This is a genomic window from Microbacterium sp. cf046, from assembly GCF_900114345.1.
Taxonomy (GTDB): Bacteria; Actinomycetota; Actinomycetes; order Actinomycetales; family Microbacteriaceae; genus Microbacterium.
The window spans coordinates 66014-88627 of sequence record NZ_FOZJ01000002.1 but is presented as its reverse complement, the minus strand read 5'-3'; the positions used below and the strand labels follow the sequence as shown (position 1 = coordinate 88627).

The window sequence follows — 22614 nt, the reverse complement described above, 5'->3', positions numbered from 1 at the left end:
TGTCGGGCGCGCGGGTTAGCCTCGGACCATGACGCATGCGATCGTCCCCCCGTATCTGCTCGCCAGGATCGCTGCGGCACGCGAGCCCACCTGGGCGCGGGCGGCGCAGGCGGCCCGCGCGACGCTCGACGCTCCGCGCGAGTACCGTTCGGTGCGCTCGCGCATCCGCATGTCGATCGAAGAGCCCGGAACGCTCGTGATCGAGGGCGTGCCGGCACCCGATCGCACCATCTCGGATGCACGCCGGCTCGAGCGCCTTCCCGGCGTCCGGGTGCGCGGCGAGGACGACCCGCCGACAGGCGACGCTGCGGTGGATGAGGCCTTCGACGGACTCGGCGCGACGTTCGACTTCTACTGGGACGCCTATCGGCGCAGCAGCATCGACGGCGCCGGCAGTCCGCTGCTGGCGACCGTCCATTACGGACGCGACTACGACAACGCGTTCTGGAACGGCGAGCGCATGGTGTTCGGCGACGGCGACGGCGAGGTCTTCGTCGGCTTCACCGGATCGCTGACCGTCATCGCACACGAACTCACCCACGGCGTGACCGAGTTCGAGGGCGGGCTGCTCTATCAGGGGCAGTCCGGCGCGCTCAACGAGTCGATCTCCGACGTGTTCGGGGCGCTCACCGAGCAGCACCATCGCGGGCAGACGGCGGCTGAGGCGGACTGGCTCATCGGAGCGGGCATCTTCACCGAGGCCGTCCAGGGCGTGGCGCTGAGGTCGCTCGCCGCGCCGGGCACCGCATACGACGATGACGTGCTCGGTCGCGACCCGCAGCCCGCGCACATGGACGACTACGTGCAGACCACCGACGACAACGGGGGCGTGCACATCAATTCCGGCATCCCGAACCATGCGTTCTACCTGACCGCGCGCGCGCTCGCGGGAAACGCGTGGGAGCGCGCCGGGCTGATCTGGTACCGCACCCTCACGACGGGCGAACTCGCGCCGACCTCGGATTTCGGTGCCTTCGCCCGCGCCACCCTCACCGCCGCCGAGGCGGAGTACGGTGAGGGATCGGAGGAGGTCGACGCGGTGCGGGCGGGCTGGACCGGCGTCGGAGTGCTCGATGACGGACCCGACAGCGCCTGACGGCCGCACCCCGGACCACGAGTCAGCGCGAACCCGCCGCGGCTCGGACGGCGAGCAGCGAACGGATGACGGGATCATCGCTGTCGCGGTGACGGTCACCCGCACCGGCGGATTCGCCGGGTTGCGACGCACCTGGCACGCCCAGCCCGACACGGCAGAGACGCCGCAGTGGATCGCCCTCATCGACGAGTGCCCGTGGGATGCCGCCGATCCCGGGCGCCCGATCGCCCCGAACGGCGCCGACCTGTTCATGTGGCGGGTCGACGCGAGGTGCGGCGACGCGGCCCGTGCGGCAGCCCTCGCCGACCCCGAGGTGCAGGGCCCGTGGCGGGATCTCATCGACGCCGTCCGGTCCGCGGAGACCGGCGGCGAGCGGCCCGGCTCGCCGCGCTGATCAGCGGCCGAACAGGCGCCGCTTCTTGGCGGGCTTCAGGTGCTTCTGCAGGTAGATCGTGCCGAGCCAGCGCCCGAACTTGAAGCCGACCCGGCCCATGCGCCCGACCTCGACGAAACCGAGCTTCTCGTGCAGGGCGACGGACGCCTCGGCCCCTTTGTCGCTGATCACGGCGACGATCTCGCGGATACCGGCCTGCTCGCAGGCCTCGATCAGAGCCTCCAGCAGCGCCCGTCCCAGACCCTTGCCGGCCGCGGCGTGCCCGAGGTAGATCGAGTTCTCGACCGAGAACCGGTACGCGGACTTGCTCGACATCGGCTGCACGAGGGCGTACCCGAGGATCTGCCCCGACGGCGACTGAGCGACCAGGAACGGCAGACCGAGCTTCGCGAGTTGGGCGGCCTTGTCCCGCCACTGCGCGAGCGTCCACTTCTTCTCATCGAACGTGACGACCGAATTGGTCACGTAGTAGTTGTAGATCTCGCGGATGTCCGGGATGTCGCGGTCCTCGATCGGCCGGATCTTGTACGAGAAGCCGGGCTCAGGCGGAGGGGGCTTGCGCAGGTGCCGCGGAAGTCTGCGGCGATCCCGGTCGTATTCCTCCTCGAGCATTCCGACAGCCTACGCTCACGCCGGGACTCGCCAATCGACCGGGTCGGCGCCCTGCTGAGCGAGCAGTTCGTTCGCCTGCGAGAAGGGCTTCGACCCGAAGAATCCCCTGCTCGCAGACAGCGGAGACGGGTGCGGCGACTCGATGATCGGGGTGGATCCGAGCAGCGGTCGCAGGTTCGCGGCATCCCGCCCCCAGAGGACCGCCACGAGCGCTTCCCCTCGCGCGACCAGCTCACGTATCGCGTGCTCGGTCACCTTCTCCCACCCCCAGCCGCGATGGGATGCCGGTGCGCCGGGCGCGACCGTGAGCACTCTGTTCAGCAGCATCACGCCCTGATCGCTCCACGCGGACAGGTCGCCGTGCGGCGCGGGCGGGATGCCGAGATCGGCGTCCAGCTCCTGGTAGATGTTCGACAGGCTCCGCGGCAGCGGCCGGACGTGCTTGTCCACCGCGAACGAGAGACCGATCGGATGACCGGGGGTCGGGTACGGGTCCTGGCCGACGATCAGGACCTTCACGTCCGTGAGCGGCCGCTGGAAGGCGCGCAGCACGTGATCTCCCGCGGGCAGGTATCGTCGCCCCGCCGCGACCTCGGCGCGCAGTCGATCCCCGAGCGCCGCGATGTCCGGCGCGACCGGCTCGAGGGCACGCGCCCAGCCCGCGTCGATGAGGCCCGCCTCGGCGAGTTCGGGGAGCGACCGCGCCATGCGCTCAGGCCCCCTCGGCGCCCGCCGAGCCGTCGAGGGTCACGGTCCCCTGCCACGACCACGGGAAATCGATCCACAGGGACGTCTCACGCCACGAGTAGTCGGGCATCGCGATCGATGCGGGCTTCGTGTAGACCGTGACCGACCGCACGTCGGCGCCGCTGTCGCGCAGGAGCTGCACGGCGAGAGCGAGCGTGCGGCCGCTGTCGGCGACGTCGTCCACGAGCAGCACGCGGCGGCCGCGGAGATACGAGATGTCCAGCGCCGGAGGAAGGACCTCGGGAGCGTCCAGGACGGTTCCGATCCCCGTGTAGAACTCGACGTTCAGCGCGCCGCAGTTCTTCGCGCCGAGCGCGTACGCGATCGCGCCCGCCGGGAGCAGCCCCCCGCGTGCGATTGCGACGACCACCTCCGGCTCGAAGCCGTCCCGCAGGATCGAGCGGGCGAGCTCCCGCGATGCCTCACCGAACTGCTCCCATGAGAGCCGTTCGCGCTCCCCTGTCGCATCCACCATCCCAGCAGCCTCCTGCGTTCGTCGTCGGTCGTTCCTGAATCGGCGGCTGTCAGTCCGAGCCGCCGCGCACGCGCAGCGGGCCGCGGGCGAGCAGATGCTGGGCCGACTGCGCAACGGGGCGCATCGTGATGAGGTCGAGGTTCACATGCCCCGGCGCGTTGAGCGCGTACGCGATCACGTCGGCGACATCGCCCGCCGTGAGCGGATTCTCCACGCCCTCGTAGACCCGCTCGGCGGCATCCCGATCGCCTCCGAGCCGGTTGAGCGTGAACTCCTCGGTGAAGACCATCCCGGGCGCGACCTCGATGACACGGATCGGCTCGCCGTTCAGCTCCAGCCGCAGCACGTGGGCGATCATCGCCTCGGCCGCCTTGCCCGCGTTGTAGCCGGAGCCGCCCGGGTAGGCGGTGAAGGCTGCCGTCGAGGTGACGAAGAGCGTGTCGGCGTGGCCGTCGGACGCGGCCGCCGCGCGAAGCTGGGGCAGCAGCGCCGCGACGAGCCGCTGGGCCGAGAGCACGTTGACATCGAACATCCACTGCCAGTCCTCGGGCTTGGCGTCTTCGACGCGGTCGGTGCCGCGAGCGCCGCCGGCGACCTGGACGAGGGCGTGCACGGGGCCGGTCTCGGCGAGCCATGCCGCGAGCGCGTCGACGTCTTCCTGACGGGTCAGATCCGCGGCGAACGCGACGGCTCCGGTCTCCTCCTCGAGCTGCTGCAGACGATCAGCGCGCCGGGCAACGCCGACCACGTCCCACCCGGTCGAGCGGAGCGCGCGCACGGAGGCCTCGCCGATGCCCGAGCTCGCTCCTGTCACCACTGCACGTCGAGTCGCCATGCGTCCACGCTACCGAGGATCGCCCACCGCAGAACATGCTTCGGCCGGGCCGCTCGGCGCCGGACCCGTATTACGTAACATTTCCGGTTCGTTGTTGACAGGATGCCGCATCCATACTCTCGATGCAGGCCACGGCATCCGCCGTCGCCGCTCGACATACCCGCAGGAGCATGCACATGTCCGCACCCGAGAACTGGCGCTTCGAGACCAAGCAGATCCACTCCGGCGCCCAGCCGGACCCGGTGACCAAGGCTCGCGCCACCCCGATCTATCAGACGACGTCCTACGTCTTCGACAACACGACGCACGCGGCGAACCTGTTCGCGCTCGCCGAGTTCGGCAACATCTACACCCGCATCCAGAACCCGACGCAGGCCGTCGTGGAAGAGCGGGTCGCCGCGCTCGAGGGCGGCACCGGTGCCCTCCTCGTCGCCAGCGGCCAGGCCGCCGAGACGTTCGCCGTGCTCAACATCGCGGAGGCCGGCGACCACATCGTCTCGTCGAGCTCGATCTACGGCGGCACGTACAACCTGTTCAAGTACACGCTCAAGAAGCTCGGCATCGATGTCACGTTCGTCGAGAACCAGGACGACGCCGAGGAGTGGCGCGCCGCGGTCCGACCGAACACGAAGCTCTTCTTCGCCGAGACGATCGGCAACCCGAAGATCAACATCCTCGACATCCGCCTCGTCGCCGATGTGGCTCACGAGAACGGCATCCCGCTGATCGTCGACAACACGATCGCGACGCCCTACCTGATCAAGCCCTTCGAGTTCGGCGCCGACATCGTGGTGCACTCCGCCACGAAGTTCCTGGGCGGCCACGGCACGGTCATCGGCGGCGTCATCGTCGACGGCGGCACGTTCGAGTGGTCCAAGAACGTCGACAAGTTCCCGGGCCTGACCGTTCCCGACCCGAGCTACCACGGCGCGAGCTACACCGCGGCCGTCGGCGACGCACTGGCGTACATCATCAAGGCCCGCGTGCAGCTGCTGCGCGACCTCGGCTCCGCCATCTCGCCGCAGAGCGCGTGGCTGCTGATCCAGGGGATCGAGACGCTGTCGCTGCGCATCGAGCGTCACGTGCAGAACGCGCAGGAGATCGCGGAGTGGCTCGAGAACCAGTCCGATGTCGCGTCGGTCAACTACTCCGGCCTGCCCACGTCGCCCTGGTACGCGAAGGCGAACGAGTACGCGCCCAAGGGCGTCGGCGCAGTGCTGTCGTTCGAGCTCAAGGGCGGTGTCGAAGCGGGCCGTGAGTTCGTCAACGCACTGACCCTCTTCAGCCACCTCGCGAACATCGGCGATGTGCGATCGCTCGTGATCCACCCCGCGTCCACGACGCACTCGCAGCTGACTCCCGAGCAGCAGCTCACGACCGGTGTCACGCCGGGCCTCGTGCGCCTCTCGCTCGGACTCGAGAACATCGACGACCTCAAGGCCGACCTCGAGCAGGCGCTGGCCGCCGCTCGCCGGGTCAGCGAGGCCGCGCGCGCCTGACCTGTGCAAGGGGGGATGCACCAGCATCCTCGAAGCGCCCGATCACTCAGGTGGTCGGGCGCTTCGGCATTCCGGGCTCCGATCGGGCCCCGTCCCACCAGCGCAGCACGCGAGCGGCGCGCAGCGTGATCCAGCGACTCGGGAAGCCCTCGTGCTCGGCCTCCAGCTCGAACAGCGTCGCTCCCTGATGGGTCAGTTCGAGCCTCCAGAGCCCGAACGGCAGCATCCTGGCGCGGAGCAGCTCGATGGCCTCGCCGCACCGCTCGTCGCGCCCGGGGCGCGCAAGACGGAAGTAGTCCAGTCCGCGCAGCACGTCGTAGTACCAGCGCGTCGGGAACGACGGCATCGAGAACCGGGGATCGACGAGTTCGCCGGTGGATGCGCGCCAGAGGAAACGCCGGGCGAGCAGATACTCCTCGCCTCTCGCGCGTGCCGCGGCCACGGCATCCGACCCGCCGCTCTCCTGCTGCCACGCCCGCAGCCCCTCCAGGGCGCAGATCGTGGAGTGGAAGGAGGAGGGGCTCGTGCCATCCTCGTCCCAGCAGTTCCAGCCGCCATCCGGCAGCTGTCCGGCCAGGAGCGTCTCGGCGATACGCGCGCCGTCCTGTCCGAAGTACGCGGCATTCGCCAGGGCGCCCCCGTTGATGCAGGGCTCGACCTCGCCGTCGAAGTAGGGCTGGCCGTCGTGCTCCCACCGCACGTGCTCGCGGACCCGGGTGATCGCGGCGACAACCTCGGGCGCGTCGCGGTCGGGGCCGAACTCGCGCAGCAGTTCGAGCGACGGATGCGTGGCGGTCCACGCATCGAAGAACGGACGCTCCTCGTCGGCCCACCCGGGCCGATAGGTTCCGCCGTCCCATCGCCCGTCCTCCGCCTGCTCGGCGAGCAGCCGCGCACCCCAGCCCTCGGTCGCCACCCGCGCGCGCTCGGCGGCGACCTCGTCCTCCGGCGCGTCGGTCAGGTCGCGCATCACCTGCCAGCGGATTGCAGGGTCCGAGTCCAGGAGGTAGGCGGTGACGTCCATGGGCGTGAGTGTACGACGGCGCTCCGACGCGCGACGTAGGGTGGGCTCGTGGACGATGAGATCGCCGCCACGTACGACGACTTCGGCCGCCGATGGGCGCATGACACCTCGCCTCTCTACGAAGAGTGGGCCACCGGCATCGCCGCGGACGCCGACATGCTCGGCCTGCTGAGGCGGCTCCCGAACGCGAGGCGGCAGCCGACGCTGATCTTCGCCGCGGCCCGCTGGGAGGGCGCTCCGCTCGCACCGTACCCGGAGTGGAGGAACTGGCTGCTCGCGAACGGCGACCGGGTGATCGCGACCGCGCTCGAGCGCACGACGCAGACCAACGAGCCGAACCGCTGCGCGACCTGGCTTCCTCCGCTGTCACTGATCGAAGGTCCGATCGCGCTGCTCGAGGTCGGCACCTCCGCTGGGCTGTGCCTGTACCCGGACCGATACAGCACCGAGTACACGACTCCCGCGGGCGTCGTCCGCGTCGATCCCGACAGCGGTCCGAGCGGTGTGCTGCTGGCATGCTCGCTCGACGATGCCTCAGCGGTCCCGGCGCGGATGCCCGACGTGGTGTGGCGACGCGGCATCGACCTGAATCCGATCGACGCGGCCGACCCCGACGCGGTCGCCTGGCTCGCGACGCTGGTGTGGCCCGGGCCGCACCACGATGCCCGCGTCGCGCGGCTGCACGCGGCAGCACGGATCGCGGCGGCCGACCCGCCGCAGATCGTCCGCGGGGATCTGCTGGACCGGCTGGAGGACGTCGCCGCCGAGGCGCCGGCGGATGCGACCCTCGTCGTCTTCCACAGCGCCGTGCTGCTGTATCTGAACGCCGAGCAGCGTCGACGCTTCGCCGATCTCGTCGCGCGGCTCGGGCAGGCGATCGGGCGCGACGTCGTGTGGCTCTCGAACGAGACGAAGGGCACCCTGCCCGAGATCGACGCGCAGGTGCCTGCAGACGCGGACACCTCGCACCGCTTCGTGCAGACCCGCGACGGCGTGGCGATCGCCATGGCCGGTCAGCACGGCGCGCTCTACGAGACCCTCCCGTTCAGGGGCCGGGCGAGCGGTCGGTCGTAACACGCCCGACCCGTGCACATCTGCACGCGAGAATGGGGGAATGGACTGGCAGACCTCCGAGGACACGGTGCCCAGCGCGCCGGTGACGGAGGCCGACGCGCGCCTGCTGCTCGGTCGCCCGCCCGCGACAGGTGCGTGGCGCGACGGCGATCCGGTCGGCGATCGGCACTTCGCCGGGTTCGGCGCCTTCCGCACCGAGGGCGGTCGAGAGCTCCCCGCGTACCGCCTGGCCTACGAGACGTGGGGCGAGCTGTCGCCGGCGCGCGACAACGCCGTGCTGGTGCTCCACGCTCTCACCGGCGACAGCCACGTCCGTGGCCCGGCAGGCCCGGGACACCCCACCGAAGGCTGGTGGGACGACATCGTCGGACCCGGTGCCGCGATCGACACGGACCGATGGTTCGTCATCGCGCCGAACATGCTCGGCGGCTGTCAGGGGTCGACCGGGCCGTCGAGCATCGCGCCGGACGGATACGAGTGGGCCTCGCGATTCCCGTACCTGACGATCCGAGACCAGGTCGCCGCTCAGGTGAGGTTGGCCGATGCACTGGGAATCGATGTGTGGGCAGCGGTCGTCGGCGGCTCCATGGGCGGGATGCACGCGCTCGAATGGGCGGTCGGCTTCCCGGATCGCGTCGAACGGGTCGGCATCCTCTCCGCGCCACCGGTGAACACGGCCGATCAGATCGCGCTGAACTCGGTGCAGCTCGAGGCGATCCACATCGACCCGCGATTCCAGGGCGGCGAGTACTACGACGCCGGCGACGGCGACGGCCCGCATCGAGGCCTGGCGCTGGCCCGCCGCATGGCTCTGCTCAACTACCGCTCCCCGACCGAGCTCAACCAGCGGTTCCAGCGGTCCTGGCAGTCGGGCGTGAGCCCGCTCGGCCACGGCGGCCGCTTCGCGGTGGCCTCGTACCTCGACTTCCACGGCAACCGCTTCACGCGGCGCTTCGATGCGAACAGCTACATCACCCTCGTCGAGGCGATGAACTCGCACGATGTCGGCCGTGACCGCGGCGGCGTCGAGGATGCGCTGGCCCGCGTCACCGCGACCACGCTCGTGCTCGGGATCGACAGCGATCGACTGTTCCCCGTCGACGGCCAGCACCGCATCGCGCGCAGCATCCGCACAACGCTCGATGGCGCCGCCGTGGTCCTGCCGAGCGACTTCGGTCACGACGGATTCCTCATCGAGTCGCGCGCCGTGGGCGCGCAGCTGCGACGACTCCTCGAGTCCCCCGGCCCCTGACCCGGCGCTCAGCCGGTTCGGGTGTACACCCAGGGCAGGGCCGCCATTTCGAGGCGATGGCGGGATGCCGGATCCAGCCGGCCGGATCGATCGTCGGTCTCTTCGTACTCGGCGTCGCCCTGCCACAGCAGCATGGGTCCGGCGGCTCCTCGGCGCGCCACGCTCTCGTAGCGGCGGACGCCGCCGACGCGGGCATCCGCCAGCATCGCGGCCGCGTCGGACTGCGGGGCGAGCTCGTGCAGCGTCACCCACGTCGGCGGGTAGAGCGTGACCTCGCCACGCGCGTGTCGTTCGAGCATCACGGCCGGACGGACCCACCGGGCGGCGATGACCTCGTCGGGGGCGAGCGTCTGCGCCCCGCCCGGATCCGTGGCGAGGAAGAACCATGTGCGGATCCGGAGCGCGAGCCCAGGCGGCGGATCCCAGCAGGAGAGCGGAGCGAGGGAGGCGGCATCCAAGCGCAGACCGGTCTCCTCCCACGTCTCCCGCGCGGCAGCACGACGCGCTGCGCCGAACTCATCGAGGGGGTCGCCGTCGGCGGGCTCGAGCTTGCCTCCGGGGAAGACCCAGGCGCCGGCGAACGATCCCCGATCCGGACGCTCGATCATCAGGACTTCCGGCCCACCGCCGGTGTCGCGCAGGATCACGACGGTCGCGGCCACGGGCACGTCGGGATCCGTTGCGTCTCCCGCACGACGTGGCCGGGACTCCCCCACGGCATCGGCGAGCGCCCGCAGAGCGCGGTCGCCGGGTGATGGCTCTGGCACGCCACCACTCTAGGCGGGGATCAGCGCCCTCGACCGATCCAGGCGAAGGCTGACGAGCGCGATCGCGATTCCGACGAGGGTCAGACCCACGCCGACCCACACGGAGCCGACGAATCCGAGTCCGAATGCGATGGCGACACCGCCGAGGAACGCGCCGAGCGCGTTGCCGACGTTCAGGGCTGAGTGGTTGAGGGCGGCGGCGATCGACTGGTTGTCCTCGGCGACGTCCATGAGCCGAGTCTGGATCGTCGGGCTCAGCATCGACGAGACGAAGCCGGTCGCGAGCACGAAGAAGCCCAGGGCGAAGATCCACTGCGCGGTCAGGGCGAGCAGCACGAGGACGGCCGCGAGCGCGCCGAGACCGCCGACGAGGGTGCGCCCGAGGTTGACGTCCGCGAGGTGGCCGCCGACGAGGTTGCCGATCGTCATCCCGATCCCCATCAGCACCAGTACGATCGGCACGACCCACGCGGGCGAGCCCGCGACGTCGGTGACCAGCGGCGCGACGTAGCTGTAGACCGCGAAGAACCCGCCGAAGCCGATCGCCCCGATCCCGAGCGCGAGCCACACCTGCCCGATGCGGAACACCCCGAGCTCGGCCCTCAGCGTGCGGCCGGGTTCGCCGGGGTGCGGCGGCACGAAGAACGCGATGCACACCGTCGCGGTCGCGAAGATCGCCGTGACGACCATGAACGCCGCACGCCAGCCCACCTGCTGACCGAGGAACGTGCCGAGCGGTACCCCGACGACGTTGGCCAGGGTCAGACCGGTCAGCACGAAGGCGACGCCCTTGGCGCGATTGCCCGGACCGAGGACGTCGGCAGCCACGAGCGCGCCGATCCCGAAGTACGCGCCGTGCGGAAGGCCCGCCAGGAAGCGGGACGCCGCGACGAGTTCGAACGTCGGCAGGATCACGGTCAGTCCGTTGAAGAGCGTGAGCGCCAGCGCGAGGGCGATCATCACCCGGTGGCGCGGGTACTTCGCGACCGACCCGGCGATCAGCGGCGCGCCGACGACGACGCCGAGCGCGTACAGGGTGATGAGCCAGCCGGTCTGCGCGATCGCGGCGCCCTGGTCCACGGCCCACGGCGCAGGGAGCACGTCGGCCGCGATGTTCGGCAGCAGCCCCATGACGACGAACTCTGTCATGCCGATGCCGAAGCTGCCGATGGCGAGGGAGAGGAGCGCCCACATCGCCGCACCCCTCGTGGGATTCGAGGAGGTCACCCCGTCATGCTAGCCGGGATGCGGCATCCTGTCGAATCGATTCGAAGCTTGTGGTTCCGTGGGTTAGACCGCGTCGGAATCACCGATCGGCGCAGTGCCGAGCGCGCGTTCGAGACGCTCCACCTTGCCGTCGAGCTCGCCCGTCCATCCGGGCCGGATGTCGGCCTTCAGCACGAGCGAGACGCGCGAACCGAACGGCAGGACCGCTTCGGTCGCCCGCTTGACGACGTCGAACACCTCGTCCCACTCCCCCTCGAGCTCGGTGAACATCGAGGTGGTGCGATGCGGCAGACCCGAATCGCGGACGACCCGCACCGCCGCGGCCACCGCATCGTGCACCGAGGCGTCGGCGGATCCCGGCGATGACGGTACGGGATCGCGCGGCGCGCCGCTGGGTGCGACGGAGAAGGCGATGAGCATGACGACCTCCGGATCAGGGGTGGATGGCTGCGGTGCGAAGGAGGGTGGGCGTGCGACGCGGGACGCTGCCGACTCGCACGACGGCCCAGACCAGAAGCACGCCGATGAGGAGATTGCGAAGCGTCAGCAGGATGGCCGGCAGCAGCTCGGCATCCAGCAGCTGCCAGTACACGAGCGGGTAGACGATCTGGGTGAGCAGGGCGATCGCCAGTCCCAGTGACGCTGGCCCCCACCACCGGTGACGGTCGACCACGAGGCCGACGACGAGGGGCGCGATGATCCAGGTCATGTACTGCGGGGAGCCGACCTTGTTGAAGAGGATGAAGGCGAGCACGAGGGCGAGTCCGAGCGGCGGGAAGAGCCTCACGAAGCTCGCGCCGTGCCAGGCGCGGTATGCCCCGAGGCCGGCGATGCCGGCGACGGCGATCACCAGCAGCGGCGTCATGACCGAGATCACGACGTCCACGGCAGGCCCGGCGACCTGGAAGGTCAGAAGGTCGTTGTCGTAGTAGATGTACGACCCCGGGATGCCGAACACGGCGCGCCAGAGGTACCACGCGCTGACTGGGGCCTCCAGCTGGAGCCCGCGATCGGCCTGGTCGGTGATGAAGCCGAAGGCGTGGGCTCCGCCGCCCGCGGCGAACACCACCGCGAGCGTCGCGACGGAGACCGCGAGCGCGCCGCCGATGACGGCGAACCTCCGCCGCACCGCGATCACGGCCGCCGCCAGGAGGGCTGCCGGCCACACCTTGATCCACGTGGCGACCGCCAGCAGGATCGAGCCCAGCCACGGACGACCCACCAGCCACAGACAGCCTGCGAGCGCGAGCGGCACGGTGATGCCGTCGAGCCGGTACATGCCGACCGGTCCGAGGAGCGCGATGAACGCGAGCCAGTACCAGGCCGCGGTCCTGCGGCCGGCGGACCGCGCCGTTCCGATGAGGACCGCGAACGCGAGCGCGTCGATCAGCGTGACCAGGATCGCCCATGCGACCTCGTACCCTGCGATCCAGGCCAGCCCCTGCGCGAGCACCATCGGCACGAGCGCCAGCTGCGGGTACACCCACGTCTCGGTGATCCCGACGATGCCATGGCCCGAGATCGCCGCGGTCGACCACGGGTCGTAGACGTTGTGGACGTCGCCCATCGGCTGGTTCGGCAGCACGAAGCCGAGGACGGCGACGGCGACGTGGACGATCGCGAAAGCGATCCACAGCACCGCCCGCCTCGACACTCGTCGATTCTAGGTGGCCGGCGACGTGTGGCCCGCGCGGGGGTGCTGCGCCGACGACAGCGGTCAGCGCGTCGCGAGCGCCTCCGCCACCGCCCGCGGCAGGGCGGCCGCCACATCGCTCGCCGTGAGCGGGCCGCCCGCGGGGCCGAACTCCGCCGCCGCGAGGGCGCCCGCGCGGCCGTGCAGCCAGACGCCTGCGGCCGCGAGCCGGCCGAGGTCGCCCGCGGCGCCCGCTCCGGCGCCCGCGACGACTGCCCCGATCGCACCCGCGAGCACATCGCCCGTCCCGGCGGTCGCCAGCCATGGCGTCCCCGCCGACACGCTCGTGACCCAGCCGTTCGCAGCTGCGACGATCGTGACCGATCCCTTGAGCACGACCGTGCCGCCGAGCGCGGCGGCAGTTTCGACGGCGGATGCCGCTCGTTCGGCATCCGCCCCCGGGGCGACCTCGGCGAGGCCGAGGATCGACCGGAGCCGGGCGTGCTCGCGGGCGTGGGGGGTCACGATGATCGGAGCACTCGCATCCGGCGCGAGATCGAGTGCGCCCGCGTCGACCACGACCGGTTCGGGCGAGGAGAGCACAGTGCGCAGGGCGTCGGTGTCGGCGTCCGTCCGGGCGGAGGCATCAGTCCCCGATCCGATCAGCCACGCCTGAACCCGCCCGTCGACGGTGACGGTCTCGGGGCATCTCTGCAGCACCAGGGAGGTCGGTACCGAGGGTCCGAGGTACCGCACCATCCCCAGTCCGGTCCGCCAGGCCGCCTCCACTCCGAGCACTGCCGCACCCGGGTAGGCGTCCGATCCGGTGCGCACGCCGAGCACGCCGCGGGAATACTTGTCGTCGGCGGCGGTTGGCCTCCGCAGGACGCGCGCCGCATCCTGCACCGTCCACGAGCCGACCATGCCCGACACCCTACCCGCGCTGGAGCAATCGATGAGCACCCTGTTCTCCCCCGTCACCCTGCGCGGGCTGACCGCACGCAACCGCCTCTGGGTCGCGCCGATGTGCCAGTACAGCGCGACCGACGGCGTGCCGCAGGAGTGGCATCACACCCACCTCGCCCAGTTCGCGTCCGGCGGCGCCGGGGTCGTGATGGCCGAAGCGACGGCGGTGTCACCCGCCGCGCGGATCTCGCCGGAGGACACGGGCCTGTGGACCGACGCACAGCGCGACGCGTGGGCGCCGATCGCCGCCGCGATCCGGGCTCGCGGCGCGCTGGCCGGTGTCCAGCTCGCTCACGCCGGACGCAAGGCGTCCACGTGGTCGCCGTTCTCCGGCCGCCGCGGCTCCGTCGGGATCGACGAGGGCGGATGGCCGACGCTCGCCCCCTCCGCGATGGCCTTCGACGGATTCGCCGAGCCGGTCGCGCTGGACATCGCGGGCATCGACGCGACAGTCCGCGACTTCGCCGCCGCAGCGCGTCGCGCGGTCGACGCCGGGTTCCAGGTCATCGAGATCCACGCGGCCCACGGCTACCTGCTGCACCAGTTCCTCTCTCCGCTGTCCAATCAGCGCGAAGACGAGTACGGCGGTCCGCTCGAGAATCGCGCCCGCCTGCTGCTGCGGATCGTCGATGCGGTGCGGGATGCGGCCCCCGACGTCGTGCTGTTCGTGCGGTTCTCGGCATCCGACTGGGCCCCGGGCGGGTGGAGCATCGAGGAGACCACGACCGTCGCCGGGTGGGCCTCCGAGCACGGCGCCGACCTGTTCGACATCTCCAGCGGCGGGCTCGTGGCGCACCAGAGCATCGTCCCCGGCCCCGGATATCAGGTCGGCTTCGCCTCGGCCGTCCGCCAGGGCGCGGGCGTACCGGTCAGCGCGGTCGGTCTCATCACCGGCGCCGTCCAGGCCGAGCGGCTGATCGCGGAGGGCCAGGCCGACGCCGTCATGGCGGGCCGCGAATGGCTGCGCGATCCGCACTTCGCGCTGCGTGCGGCATCCGAGCTCGGGGTCGAGATCGACTACTGGCCTAAGCAGTACCTCCGCGCGCGCCCCGCCTGAGCCCGGAGCGGCTCAGGCGCGACGTCGGGTGGCGTCCCGCACCTCGCCGATGAGCTCCTCGATGATGTCCTCGAGGAACAGGACCGCGGTGGTGTCGCCGTTCTCGTCGCGCACCTGCGCGAGATGGCGGCCTGCCCGTCGCATCAGCGCGAGCGCGTCCTCGAGGTCGGTGTCTTCGAGTACGGGCACCATCTGGTGGATGCGCTTGCGCGGGATCGGCCGGACCACGTCCGTCGAGGCGTCGGGGCCCTCAGCCGCGCGGAGGATGTCCTTGAGGTGCACGTAGCCGAGCGGGATCCCCTCGGCATCCACGATCACGTAGCGGGAGAAGCCGTGCCTTGCGACCGAACGCTCGATCTCGTCGGGCGTGACGGACTCCGGAAGCGTCACGAGCTGCGTCAGCGGCACCGCGATGTCCTTCGCCTGCTTGTCGGTGAACTCGAGCGCGGCGGAGAGCGTCCCCGCCGCGTCGTCGAGGACCCCCTCGATGCGCGACTGGTTCACGATCGTCGTGACCTCTTCGAGCGTGAACGTCGATGCGGCCTCATCCTTCGGTTCGACGCCGAAGAGTCGCACCGCGTGGTTGGCGATCCAGTTCAACGCGACGATCACCGGGTGGAACAGGCGCGAGACCCACACGAGCGGGGTCGCGAGCATGAGCACGGCGCGATCGGGCACGGAGAACGCGAGGTTCTTCGGCACCATCTCGCCGAACACGACGTGGAGGTACGAGACGAGCACGAGCGCCACCAGGAATGCGATGACATCCACCGTGCCCTCGGCGAGACCGGTCAGTGCGAGCGGTTCCGCCAGCAGATGGTGGATCGCCGGCTCGGAGACGTTCAGGATGAGCAGCGAGCAGATCGTGATGCCCAGCTGACTGGTCGCCAGCATGAGCGTCGCGTGCTCCATCGCGTAGAGCGCGGTCTTGGCCGCCCGCGAGCCGCGCTCGGCGAGCGGCTCGATCTGCGAGCGTCGCGCGGAGATGACGGCGAACTCGGCGCCGACGAAGAACGCGTTGAATGCGAGCAGCACGATGAGCCATGCGATTCCCGCCCAGTCGCTCACGATCGCCCACCGCCCTCGGTCGTGTCGGGCTCGTCGGGCATCGGCGGGGGCGTGAACCGGACCCGGTCGACGCGACGGCCGTCCATGCGCTGCACGTCCAGCGTGCCGTCCTCGATCTCGAGGGTGTCGCCGACGACGGGGATCCGCTCGAGGACGCTCATGATGTAGCCGCCGACCGTGTCGTACACGTCGCCCTCGGGGATGCGGATGCCGGTGCGGTCGAGCACCTCGTCGGGGCGGAGGTCGCCGGGGAACGTGAGCGAGTCCTCGCCGCGGACGATGCCCGCACGTCGGCGGTCGTGCTCGTCGAGCACTTCGCCGACGATCTCCTCGACGAGATCCTCAAGGGTCACCACACCGGCGGTGCCGCCGTACTCGTCGACCACGATGGCCATCTGGTAGCCGCGGGCGCGCAGTTCCGCCACGAGCGTGTCGAGGTGGACGGCCTCGGGCACCCGCAGCGGTTCGGTGGCCAGCGCCGCCGCGGGAACGTCCGCGCGTCGCTCGCGCGGCACCCCCACCGCGGCCTTGAGATGGACGATCCCGACGATGTCATCCATCGAATCGTCGTACACGGGGAAGCGGCTGTGGCCGGTGCGCCGGGCGAGCTGGATCACGTCGTCCGCGGAGTCGTCCACGGCGAGGGCGTGGATGCTGGGGCGCGGGGTCATCACGTCGGCCGCGCTCAGGCGGGCGAACGTGAGGCTGCGATCCAGGAGCGAGGCGGTGTCCTCCTCGAGGACGCCGGCGAGCGCCGATCGGCGCACGAGGCTGGAGAGCTCCTCAGCCGTGCGCGCACCTGAGAGCTCCTCCTTGGGCTCGACGCCGATCAGGCGCAGCACGCCGTTCGCGCTGCCGTTGAGCACGAAGATCGCCGGCCGGAAGACAGTGGTGAAGGCGACCTGGAAGGGCATGACGAACTTCGCGGTCTGACGTGGGATCGCCAGCGCGAAGTTCTTCGGGATCAGCTCGCCGAGGATCATCGACAGGATCGTCGCGACCGTGATGCCGATGAAGGCGGCGAGCGGCGAGACGATGCTCTCCGGCCATCCCCACGCGGTGAACACCGGCCGGAGGAGGTTCGAGATCGCCGGCTCCATCGCGTAACCCGTGAGCAGGGTCGTGAGGGTGATGCCGAGCTGCGCACTGGAGAGGTGCGTGGATGTGATCCGCAGCGCGTTGATCGTCAGCGACAGGCGCGATTCGCCGGCGTCGCGGCGCGCCTCGAGATCAGCTCGATCGAGGTTGACGAGCGCGAACTCGCTCGCAACGAACAGGCCGGTTCCGACCGTGAGCAGAAGCCCCACGCCCAGCATGATGAACTCCATCACGCATCACCCCCCGCCATGGCGGGTGCGGGTCGATGGGGCGAGGGTCTGCAACTGGGAGGGTCGTCCATTGTGGCGACAAGTCTACGGGCTGGCATCCCGCCGGGTTGCGGCCGGGACTACCAGCTGACCGGCAGCGCCTTGCCCTCTTCGTACCCCGCTGCGGACTGCAGACCCACCCGGGCGCGGTCGTGGAACTCGGCGATCGAGGACGCGCCGGCGTACGTGAAGGAGGAGCGCACGCCCGAGGTGATCATGTCGATCAGGTCTTCGAGACCGGGACGCAGCGGGTCAAGGTAGATCTTGGAAGACGAGATCCCCTCGGCGAAGAGCTCCTTGCGCGCGAGCTCGTACGGGTCGAGCCGCCCGAACCGGTCGTGCACGGCCTTCGTGGATGCCATCCCCCAGGACTCCTTGTACGCTCTGCCGGCCCCGTCGACCTGCAGCTCGCCGGGCGCCTCGATCGTCCCGGCGAACCACGAGCCGATCATGACGGATGCCGCACCCGCGGCGAGCGCGAGCGCGACGTCCCGCGGGTAGCGCACTCCCCCGTCCGCCCACACGTGCGCGCCCATCATCCGCGCGGCCTCCGCGGTCTCCAGAACGGCGGAGAACTGCGGCCGGCCGACCGCCGTCATCATGCGGGTCGTGCACATCGCCCCCGGTCCGACGCCGACCTTCAGGATGTCCGCCCCCGACCTGACCAGATCGTTGACCCCCTCCGCGGTGACGATGTTGCCCGCCGCGATCGGGATGCCGAGCCCGAGCTCCGAAACGGTGCGCAGGGCCTGCAGCATCCCCTCCTGGTGCCCGTGGGCGGTGTCCACGACCAAGACGTCGACGCCGGCGGCGGCGAGGGCACGCGCCTTCGAGGCGACGTCGCCGTTGATGCCGACCGCGGCTGCGACGTTGAGGCGACCCGACGCGTCGACCGCCGGGCGGTAGAGCGTCGATCGCAGGGCGCTGCGGCGCGACAGGGTGCCGACGACGAAGCCGTGATGCAGGACGCACACCGTCTCGGCACCGGCGCCGACGATGAGGTCGAACGCGTGGCGGGCATCCTCGACGTCGTCGGCGTCGATGGATGCCGTCCGCCCGCGCGCCAGATCGCCCAGACGCGCATCGGGAAGCGCCGTGCCGAGTCGCGTCGCCGGCACGACGCCGAGGACGGCGTCGATGTTCAGGTGCCCGGCCGCGGCATCGGCCACGACGATGCCGTGGCCCTCGGTGGCGGGCAGCAGCCGCGCGGCATCCGCCACCGTCGCCTGCGGGGGAAGCACGAGCGGCGTGTCCCAGCGGACCGGTTGATCCTTCACCCAGCGGATCGCGGCATCCAACTCCTGCAGCGGCATGTCCTGCGGGAGCACACCGAGCCCGCCGCGCCGGGCGATCGTCGCCGCGAGGCGCGCGCCGGTGACGGAGTTCATGTTCGCCGAGACGAGCGGAATCGTCGCGTTCGTGCCGTCTCCGGGCGAGAGGTCGACGTCGAGCCGGCTGGTGATCGACGAGTGCCGGGGCACGAGGAAGACGTCGGAATACGTCAGATCGACCTCGGGCTGCTCTCCGTAGAACTCCATACCCGAAAGGTTAGTGACTCTTGCGGTACGGATAACGATGCGCAATTGTGTTCGCCCCGCCCTTCCGGTCCCGGGGAACCGGACGCCAGACTGGGTTAGGCTTATCAGTCGTGCGTGGGGGCCGTTGGATCTCGCCCTGCACGCTCCAACAGTCCTCACGAAAGCAGGCGATCGAGCGTGTCGAGCCAGGTCACGGGCGTCGGGGTGTCGAGCGAAGGAGAGTTCGGAGCCAACGAATGGCTCGTCGACGAACTCTACGAGCAGTACAAAGTCGATAAGAACTCGGTCGACAAGGCCTGGTGGCCGATCCTCGAGGCATACCAGCCCGTCGACACCGAGGCGGCCACTGACACCGAGACGCCGCCCGCGTCGGACACGACTTCGGCCGCCGATGCCGCGAAGCCGGCCGCGCCGGCTCCGGCCCCCGCGACGACCCCGGAGCCGTCAGCGCCCGCTCCGACCGAATCGACCACCGAGGCCGCGAAGCCGACCGCGCAGGCGCCGGACGCGCACCCGGTCACCGCGCCCATCCCCGTGATCGGCACGCAGCCCATCGCGCGGACCACGGCTCGTCCGGCCGCAGCCCAGCCGATTCCGGCGCAGGCTCCTGCGGTCGCGCCGTCCTCCAGCGCCGAGAACCCCGAAGACGACAAGGTCACCGTCCTGAAGGGCATGACCAAGGCGCTCGCCGTGAACATGGACGAGTCGCTCACCGTTCCGACCGCCACGAGCGTCCGCACCATTCCGGCGAAGCTGATGATCGACAACCGCATCGTCATCAACAACCACATGTCGCGCACGCGCGGCGGCAAGATCAGCTTCACCCACCTGATCGGGTGGGCGCTGATCCGGGCGCTGAAGGAGTTCCCGAGCCAGAACGTGTTCTACGCCGAGATCGACGGCAAGCCGTCGGTCGTCGCGCCCGCGCACGTCAACCTCGGCATCGCGATCGACCTGCCCCGACCGGACGGCACCCGCGCACTGCTCGTGCCGAGCCTCAAGCGCGCGGACACCCTGACGTTCAGCGAATACCTGGTTTCCTACGAGGACCTGATCACACGGGCGCGTGGAAACAAGCTCACTGCTGCCGATTTCCAGGGCACGACGATCTCGCTCACGAATCCGGGCGGCATCGGCACTGTGCACTCCGTGCCGCGCCTCATGAAGGGGCAGGGTGCCATCATCGGCGCCGGGGCCCTCGAATACCCGGCCGAGTTCCAGGGTGCGAGTGAGAAGACGCTCAACGAGCTCGCGATCGGCAAGACGATCACGCTCACGAGCACGTACGACCACCGCGTGATCCAGGGTGCGGGGTCGGGGGAGTTCCTCAAGAAGGTGCACGAGCTGCTGATCGGGCAGCGCAACTTCTACGAGGACATCTTCGCCGCGCTGCGCATCCCGTACGCCCCCATCCACTGGGGCAACGACATCAACGTCGACCTCGCCGAGCGCGTGGACAAGACCGCCCGCGTGCAGGAGCTCATCAACTCGTTCCGTGTCCGCGGGCACCTGATGGCCGACATCGACCCGCTGGAATACGTGCAGCGCACGCACCCCGATCTGGAGATCGAGCAGCACGGCCTCACGTTCTGGGACCTCGACCGCGAATTCGTGACGGGCGGCTTCGGCGGCCGTCGCCAGATGAAGCTGCGCGAGATCCTCGGCGTCCTTCGCGACTCGTACTGCCGCACGATCGGCATCGAGTACATGCACATCCAGGACCCGGCGCAGCGCCTCTGGTTCCAGGAGAACGTCGAGATGAAGTACCAGAAGCCTGGTCACGACGAGCAGCTGCGCATCCTCAGCAAGCTCAACGAGGCCGAGGCGTTCGAGACGTTCCTGCAGACGAAGTACGTCGGCCAGAAGCGCTTCAGCCTCGAGGGCGGCGAGTCGCTCATCCCGCTGCTCGATGAGATCCTGCAGGGCGCCGCGGAGGCCGGCCTCGACGGCACCGCCATCGGCATGGCCCACCGCGGACGCCTGAACGTGCTGACCAACATCGCCGGCAAGACGTACGGCCAGGTGTTCCGCGAGTTCGAGGGTTCCGTCGCCATCGGCAGCAAGAGCGGCTCGGGCGACGTGAAATACCACCTCGGCACCGAGGGCACCTTCGTCGACGATCGAGGCGAGGAGCTGCCGGTCTATCTGGCCGCCAACCCGTCGCACCTCGAGACCGTCGACGGCGTGCTCGAGGGCATCGTCCGCGCCAAGCAGGATCGCAAGCCGATCGGCACCTTCTCGTGGCTGCCCATCCTCGTGCACGGCGACGCAGCGTTCGCCGGACAGGGGGTCGTCGTCGAGACCCTGCAGATGTCGCAGCTGCGCGGCTACCGCACCGGCGGAACGATCCACGTGGTCGTCAACAACCAGGTCGGCTTCACGACCGTCCCGCAGGATGCACGTTCCTCGGTGTACGCGACGGATGTCGCTAAGACGATCCAGGCGCCGATCTTCCACGTGAACGGCGACGACCCCGAGGCCGTCGTCCGGGTCTCCCAGCTCGCGTTCGCCTACCGGCAGCGCTGGCACCGCGACGTGGTCATCGACCTCGTGTGCTACCGCCGACGCGGCCACAACGAGGGAGACGATCCCTCGATGACGCAGCCGCTCATGACGAACCTCATCGAGGCGAAGCGCTCCGTGCGCCGCCTGTACGTCGAGGCGCTCGTCGGTCGCGGTGACATCACCGAGGAGGAGTACGACCAGGCCAAGCGCGACTTCCAGAACGGACTGGAGATCGCGTTCGCCGAGACGCATGCCGCAGAGACGGGCACGTCGCCCGTCGTCACGGATGCGGTGGTCGAACCCGCTGTCGGCTCGCCGGACACGACCGGGGTCTCCCGCGAGATCGTGCAGACGATCGGCGATGCGTTCGTCAACAAGCCCGAGGGCTTCACCGTCCACGCCAAACTGCAGCAGCTGCTCGAGAAGCGCCTCGACATGAGCCGCAACGGGTCGATCGACTGGGCCTTCGCCGAGCTGCTGGCATTCGGCTCCCTGCTGCTCGAGGGCACGCCGGTGCGGCTCGCCGGTCAGGACTCGCGGCGCGGCACGTTCGTGCAGCGTCACTCGGTGCTGCACGATCGCGCGAACGGGCAGGAGTGGATCCCGCTCACCAACCTCGGTTCGAAGCAGGGGAAGTTCTGGGTCTACGACTCCCTGCTCAGCGAGTACGCCGCGCTGGCATTCGAGTACGGCTACTCGGTGGAACGCGCAGACGCCCTCGTCCTGTGGGAGGCGCAGTTCGGCGACTTCACCAACGGCGCCCAGTCCGTGCTCGACGAGTTCATCTCCTCCGCCGAGCAGAAGTGGGGTCAGCTCTCGAGCGTCGTGCTGCTGCTCCCCCACGGCTACGAGGGTCAGGGGCCGGATCACTCGTCAGCTCGCATCGAGCGCTACCTGCAGATGTGCGCCCAGGACAACATGACGGTCGCACGCCCCTCGACCCCGGCGTCCTATTTCCATCTGCTCCGCCGCCAGGCATACGCCCGCCCGCGCCGGCCGCTCATCGTCTTCACGCCGAAGGCCATGCTGCGCCTGCGCGGCGCGACGAGCCCGGTCGAGGACTTCCTCTCCGGCAGGTTCGAGCCGGTCCTGGACGACGACCGCTCCCTCGACCGGACCGCCGTCAAGCGCGTCCTGCTGCACGCGGGAAAGATCCACTGGGACCTGAAGGCCGAGCTCGAGAAGAATCCGAACCCGGAGATCGCCCTCGTGCGCCTCGAGCAGTGCTATCCGGCGCCCATCGAGGAACTCAACCGGGTGCTGGACAGCTATCCGAACGCCGAGCTGTTCTGGGTGCAGGACGAGCCCGAGAACCAGGGTGCATGGCCGTTCATCGCGCTCGAGGTCGTCAAGCACCTGCACGGCCGCACGATCCGCCGCATCTCGCGCGCCTCGGCCGCCTCCACGGCCACCGGGTCGCCGAAGGTGCACGCACTCGAGCAGGCTGCCATCCTCAAGAAGGCCCTGACGCTGTAGCA

At 70.1% G+C, this 22614-nt stretch carries 20 protein-coding genes; 7 read left to right on the top strand and 13 right to left on the bottom strand.

Features of this window, described 5'->3' with window-relative positions; translation table 11 throughout:
* The first annotated feature begins 28 nt into the window (after positions 1-28).
* Both BM349_RS06565 and BM349_RS06560 read left to right on the top strand, forming a co-directional pair.
* Positions 29-1096, top strand: coding sequence for a M4 family metallopeptidase (locus tag BM349_RS06565; RefSeq protein WP_091705318.1), 1068 nt, complete (start codon positions 29-31; stop codon positions 1094-1096).
* Positions 1074-1490: a protealysin inhibitor emfourin gene (locus tag BM349_RS06560; protein ID WP_254773771.1), complete on the top strand. Its 417-nt coding sequence runs from the start codon at positions 1074-1076 to the stop codon at positions 1488-1490. The genes BM349_RS06565 and BM349_RS06560 overlap by 23 nt, the downstream gene beginning before the upstream one ends.
* Here the strand turns inward: BM349_RS06560 and BM349_RS06555 are convergent, their stop codons facing one another.
* Genes BM349_RS06555 through BM349_RS06540 form a run of 4 tightly spaced genes read right to left on the bottom strand, consistent with a single transcriptional unit; the run spans position 1491 to position 4159 of the window.
* Positions 1491-2102: a GNAT family N-acetyltransferase gene (locus tag BM349_RS06555; RefSeq protein WP_091705316.1), complete on the bottom strand. Its 612-nt coding sequence runs from the start codon at positions 2100-2102 to the stop codon at positions 1491-1493.
* 15 nt (positions 2103-2117) lie between these two features.
* On the bottom strand, positions 2118-2810 hold the full coding sequence (locus BM349_RS06550; protein ID WP_091705314.1) for a uracil-DNA glycosylase: 693 nt from the start codon (positions 2808-2810) through the stop codon (positions 2118-2120).
* A 4-nt stretch (positions 2811-2814) separates the two neighbouring features.
* Positions 2815-3324 (bottom strand): phosphoribosyltransferase, encoded by a 510-nt coding sequence (locus BM349_RS06545; protein ID WP_091705312.1) that lies wholly within the window; start codon positions 3322-3324, stop codon positions 2815-2817.
* Between the two features lie 49 nt (positions 3325-3373).
* Positions 3374-4159, bottom strand: coding sequence for an SDR family oxidoreductase (locus tag BM349_RS06540; protein WP_175525222.1), 786 nt, complete (start codon positions 4157-4159; stop codon positions 3374-3376).
* Positions 4160-4335: 176 nt separating this feature from the next.
* On the opposite strand from BM349_RS06540, the gene BM349_RS06535 reads away from it, so the two are divergent.
* Positions 4336-5658 carry a bifunctional o-acetylhomoserine/o-acetylserine sulfhydrylase gene (locus BM349_RS06535; RefSeq protein WP_091705307.1) on the top strand — a complete coding sequence of 441 codons (1323 nt, stop codon included), beginning with the start codon at positions 4336-4338 and terminating at the stop codon, positions 5656-5658.
* Between the two features lie 46 nt (positions 5659-5704).
* Here BM349_RS06535 and BM349_RS06530 read toward each other — a convergent pair whose 3' ends face one another.
* Entirely contained in the window at positions 5705-6682 is a 978-nt protein-coding gene (locus tag BM349_RS06530; RefSeq protein ID WP_091705305.1) for a hypothetical protein, read from the bottom strand.
* Positions 6683-6730: 48 nt separating this feature from the next.
* Here BM349_RS06530 and BM349_RS06525 point away from each other — a divergent pair, with 48 nt between their 5' ends.
* Together BM349_RS06525 and BM349_RS06520 are read left to right on the top strand one after the other, a co-directional pair.
* Positions 6731-7756: a DUF2332 domain-containing protein gene (locus BM349_RS06525; protein ID WP_254773770.1), complete on the top strand. Its 1026-nt coding sequence runs from the start codon at positions 6731-6733 to the stop codon at positions 7754-7756.
* Positions 7757-7796: 40 nt separating this feature from the next.
* A complete protein-coding gene (locus BM349_RS06520; protein ID WP_091705302.1) occupies positions 7797-9008 on the top strand; it encodes a homoserine O-acetyltransferase MetX in 1212 nt (403 codons plus the stop codon).
* 8 nt (positions 9009-9016) lie between these two features.
* Here the strand turns inward: BM349_RS06520 and BM349_RS06515 are convergent, their stop codons facing one another.
* The 5 genes from BM349_RS06515 to BM349_RS06495 form a co-directional block, all read right to left on the bottom strand.
* Positions 9017-9775, bottom strand: a complete 759-nt coding sequence (locus tag BM349_RS06515) for an NUDIX hydrolase (RefSeq protein ID WP_091705300.1) — start codon at positions 9773-9775, stop codon at positions 9017-9019.
* A gap of 9 nt (positions 9776-9784) precedes the next feature.
* Positions 9785-10969, bottom strand: a complete 1185-nt coding sequence (locus BM349_RS06510) for an MFS transporter (protein WP_175525284.1) — start codon at positions 10967-10969, stop codon at positions 9785-9787.
* A 96-nt stretch (positions 10970-11065) separates the two neighbouring features.
* A complete protein-coding gene (locus BM349_RS06505) occupies positions 11066-11422 on the bottom strand; it encodes a thiamine-binding protein (RefSeq protein WP_091705295.1) in 357 nt (118 codons plus the stop codon).
* Between the two features lie 13 nt (positions 11423-11435).
* A complete protein-coding gene (locus BM349_RS06500) occupies positions 11436-12656 on the bottom strand; it encodes a glycosyltransferase 87 family protein (protein WP_254773769.1) in 1221 nt (406 codons plus the stop codon).
* 63 nt (positions 12657-12719) lie between these two features.
* Positions 12720-13559 carry an ADP-dependent NAD(P)H-hydrate dehydratase gene (locus tag BM349_RS06495; protein WP_091705293.1) on the bottom strand — a complete coding sequence of 280 codons (840 nt, stop codon included), beginning with the start codon at positions 13557-13559 and terminating at the stop codon, positions 12720-12722.
* Positions 13560-13590: 31 nt separating this feature from the next.
* Between BM349_RS06495 and BM349_RS06490 the strand changes: the two genes are divergently transcribed.
* A complete protein-coding gene (locus tag BM349_RS06490; RefSeq protein ID WP_091705290.1) occupies positions 13591-14658 on the top strand; it encodes an NADH:flavin oxidoreductase/NADH oxidase in 1068 nt (355 codons plus the stop codon).
* Between the two features lie 12 nt (positions 14659-14670).
* On the opposite strand, the gene BM349_RS06485 is transcribed toward BM349_RS06490, so the two are convergent.
* From BM349_RS06485 to BM349_RS06475, 3 genes are all read right to left on the bottom strand, one after another.
* On the bottom strand, positions 14671-15726 hold the full coding sequence (locus BM349_RS06485; protein ID WP_091705288.1) for a hemolysin family protein: 1056 nt from the start codon (positions 15724-15726) through the stop codon (positions 14671-14673).
* Positions 15723-17054, bottom strand: a complete 1332-nt coding sequence (locus BM349_RS06480) for a hemolysin family protein (RefSeq protein ID WP_091705285.1) — start codon at positions 17052-17054, stop codon at positions 15723-15725. The genes BM349_RS06485 and BM349_RS06480 overlap by 4 nt, the downstream gene beginning before the upstream one ends.
* A gap of 119 nt (positions 17055-17173) precedes the next feature.
* A complete protein-coding gene (locus BM349_RS06475; protein ID WP_091705281.1) occupies positions 17174-18631 on the bottom strand; it encodes a GMP reductase in 1458 nt (485 codons plus the stop codon).
* A 177-nt stretch (positions 18632-18808) separates the two neighbouring features.
* On the opposite strand from BM349_RS06475, the gene BM349_RS06470 reads away from it, so the two are divergent.
* Positions 18809-22612 carry a multifunctional oxoglutarate decarboxylase/oxoglutarate dehydrogenase thiamine pyrophosphate-binding subunit/dihydrolipoyllysine-residue succinyltransferase subunit gene (locus BM349_RS06470; protein ID WP_091705277.1) on the top strand — a complete coding sequence of 1268 codons (3804 nt, stop codon included), beginning with the start codon at positions 18809-18811 and terminating at the stop codon, positions 22610-22612.
* Positions 22613-22614: the final 2 nt, after the last annotated feature.

What these genes read in the sequence shown, in the direction of transcription:
- BM349_RS06495 (WP_091705293.1), bottom strand. Translation starts at nt 13,559, where the DNA reads ATGGTCGGCTCGTGGACGGTGCAGGATGCGGCGCGCGTCCTGCGGAGG.
- BM349_RS06540 (WP_175525222.1), bottom strand. Translation starts at nt 4,159, where the DNA reads ATGGCGACTCGACGTGCAGTGGTGACAGGAGCGAGCTCGGGCATCGGC.
- BM349_RS06520 (WP_091705302.1), top strand. Translation starts at nt 7,797, where the DNA reads ATGGACTGGCAGACCTCCGAGGACACGGTGCCCAGCGCGCCGGTGACG.
- BM349_RS06565 (WP_091705318.1), top strand. Translation starts at nt 29, where the DNA reads ATGACGCATGCGATCGTCCCCCCGTATCTGCTCGCCAGGATCGCTGCG.
- BM349_RS06555 (WP_091705316.1), bottom strand. Translation starts at nt 2,102, where the DNA reads ATGCTCGAGGAGGAATACGACCGGGATCGCCGCAGACTTCCGCGGCAC.
- BM349_RS06490 (WP_091705290.1), top strand. Translation starts at nt 13,591, where the DNA reads ATGAGCACCCTGTTCTCCCCCGTCACCCTGCGCGGGCTGACCGCACGC.
- BM349_RS06480 (WP_091705285.1), bottom strand. Translation starts at nt 17,054, where the DNA reads ATGGAGTTCATCATGCTGGGCGTGGGGCTTCTGCTCACGGTCGGAACC.
- BM349_RS06550 (WP_091705314.1), bottom strand. Translation starts at nt 2,810, where the DNA reads ATGGCGCGGTCGCTCCCCGAACTCGCCGAGGCGGGCCTCATCGACGCG.
- BM349_RS06510 (WP_175525284.1), bottom strand. Translation starts at nt 10,969, where the DNA reads ATGTGGGCGCTCCTCTCCCTCGCCATCGGCAGCTTCGGCATCGGCATG.
- BM349_RS06530 (WP_091705305.1), bottom strand. Translation starts at nt 6,682, where the DNA reads ATGGACGTCACCGCCTACCTCCTGGACTCGGACCCTGCAATCCGCTGG.
- BM349_RS06545 (WP_091705312.1), bottom strand. Translation starts at nt 3,324, where the DNA reads ATGGTGGATGCGACAGGGGAGCGCGAACGGCTCTCATGGGAGCAGTTC.
- BM349_RS06475 (WP_091705281.1), bottom strand. Translation starts at nt 18,631, where the DNA reads ATGGAGTTCTACGGAGAGCAGCCCGAGGTCGATCTGACGTATTCCGAC.
- BM349_RS06535 (WP_091705307.1), top strand. Translation starts at nt 4,336, where the DNA reads ATGTCCGCACCCGAGAACTGGCGCTTCGAGACCAAGCAGATCCACTCC.
- BM349_RS06560 (WP_254773771.1), top strand. Translation starts at nt 1,074, where the DNA reads ATGACGGACCCGACAGCGCCTGACGGCCGCACCCCGGACCACGAGTCA.
- BM349_RS06505 (WP_091705295.1), bottom strand. Translation starts at nt 11,422, where the DNA reads ATGCTCATCGCCTTCTCCGTCGCACCCAGCGGCGCGCCGCGCGATCCC.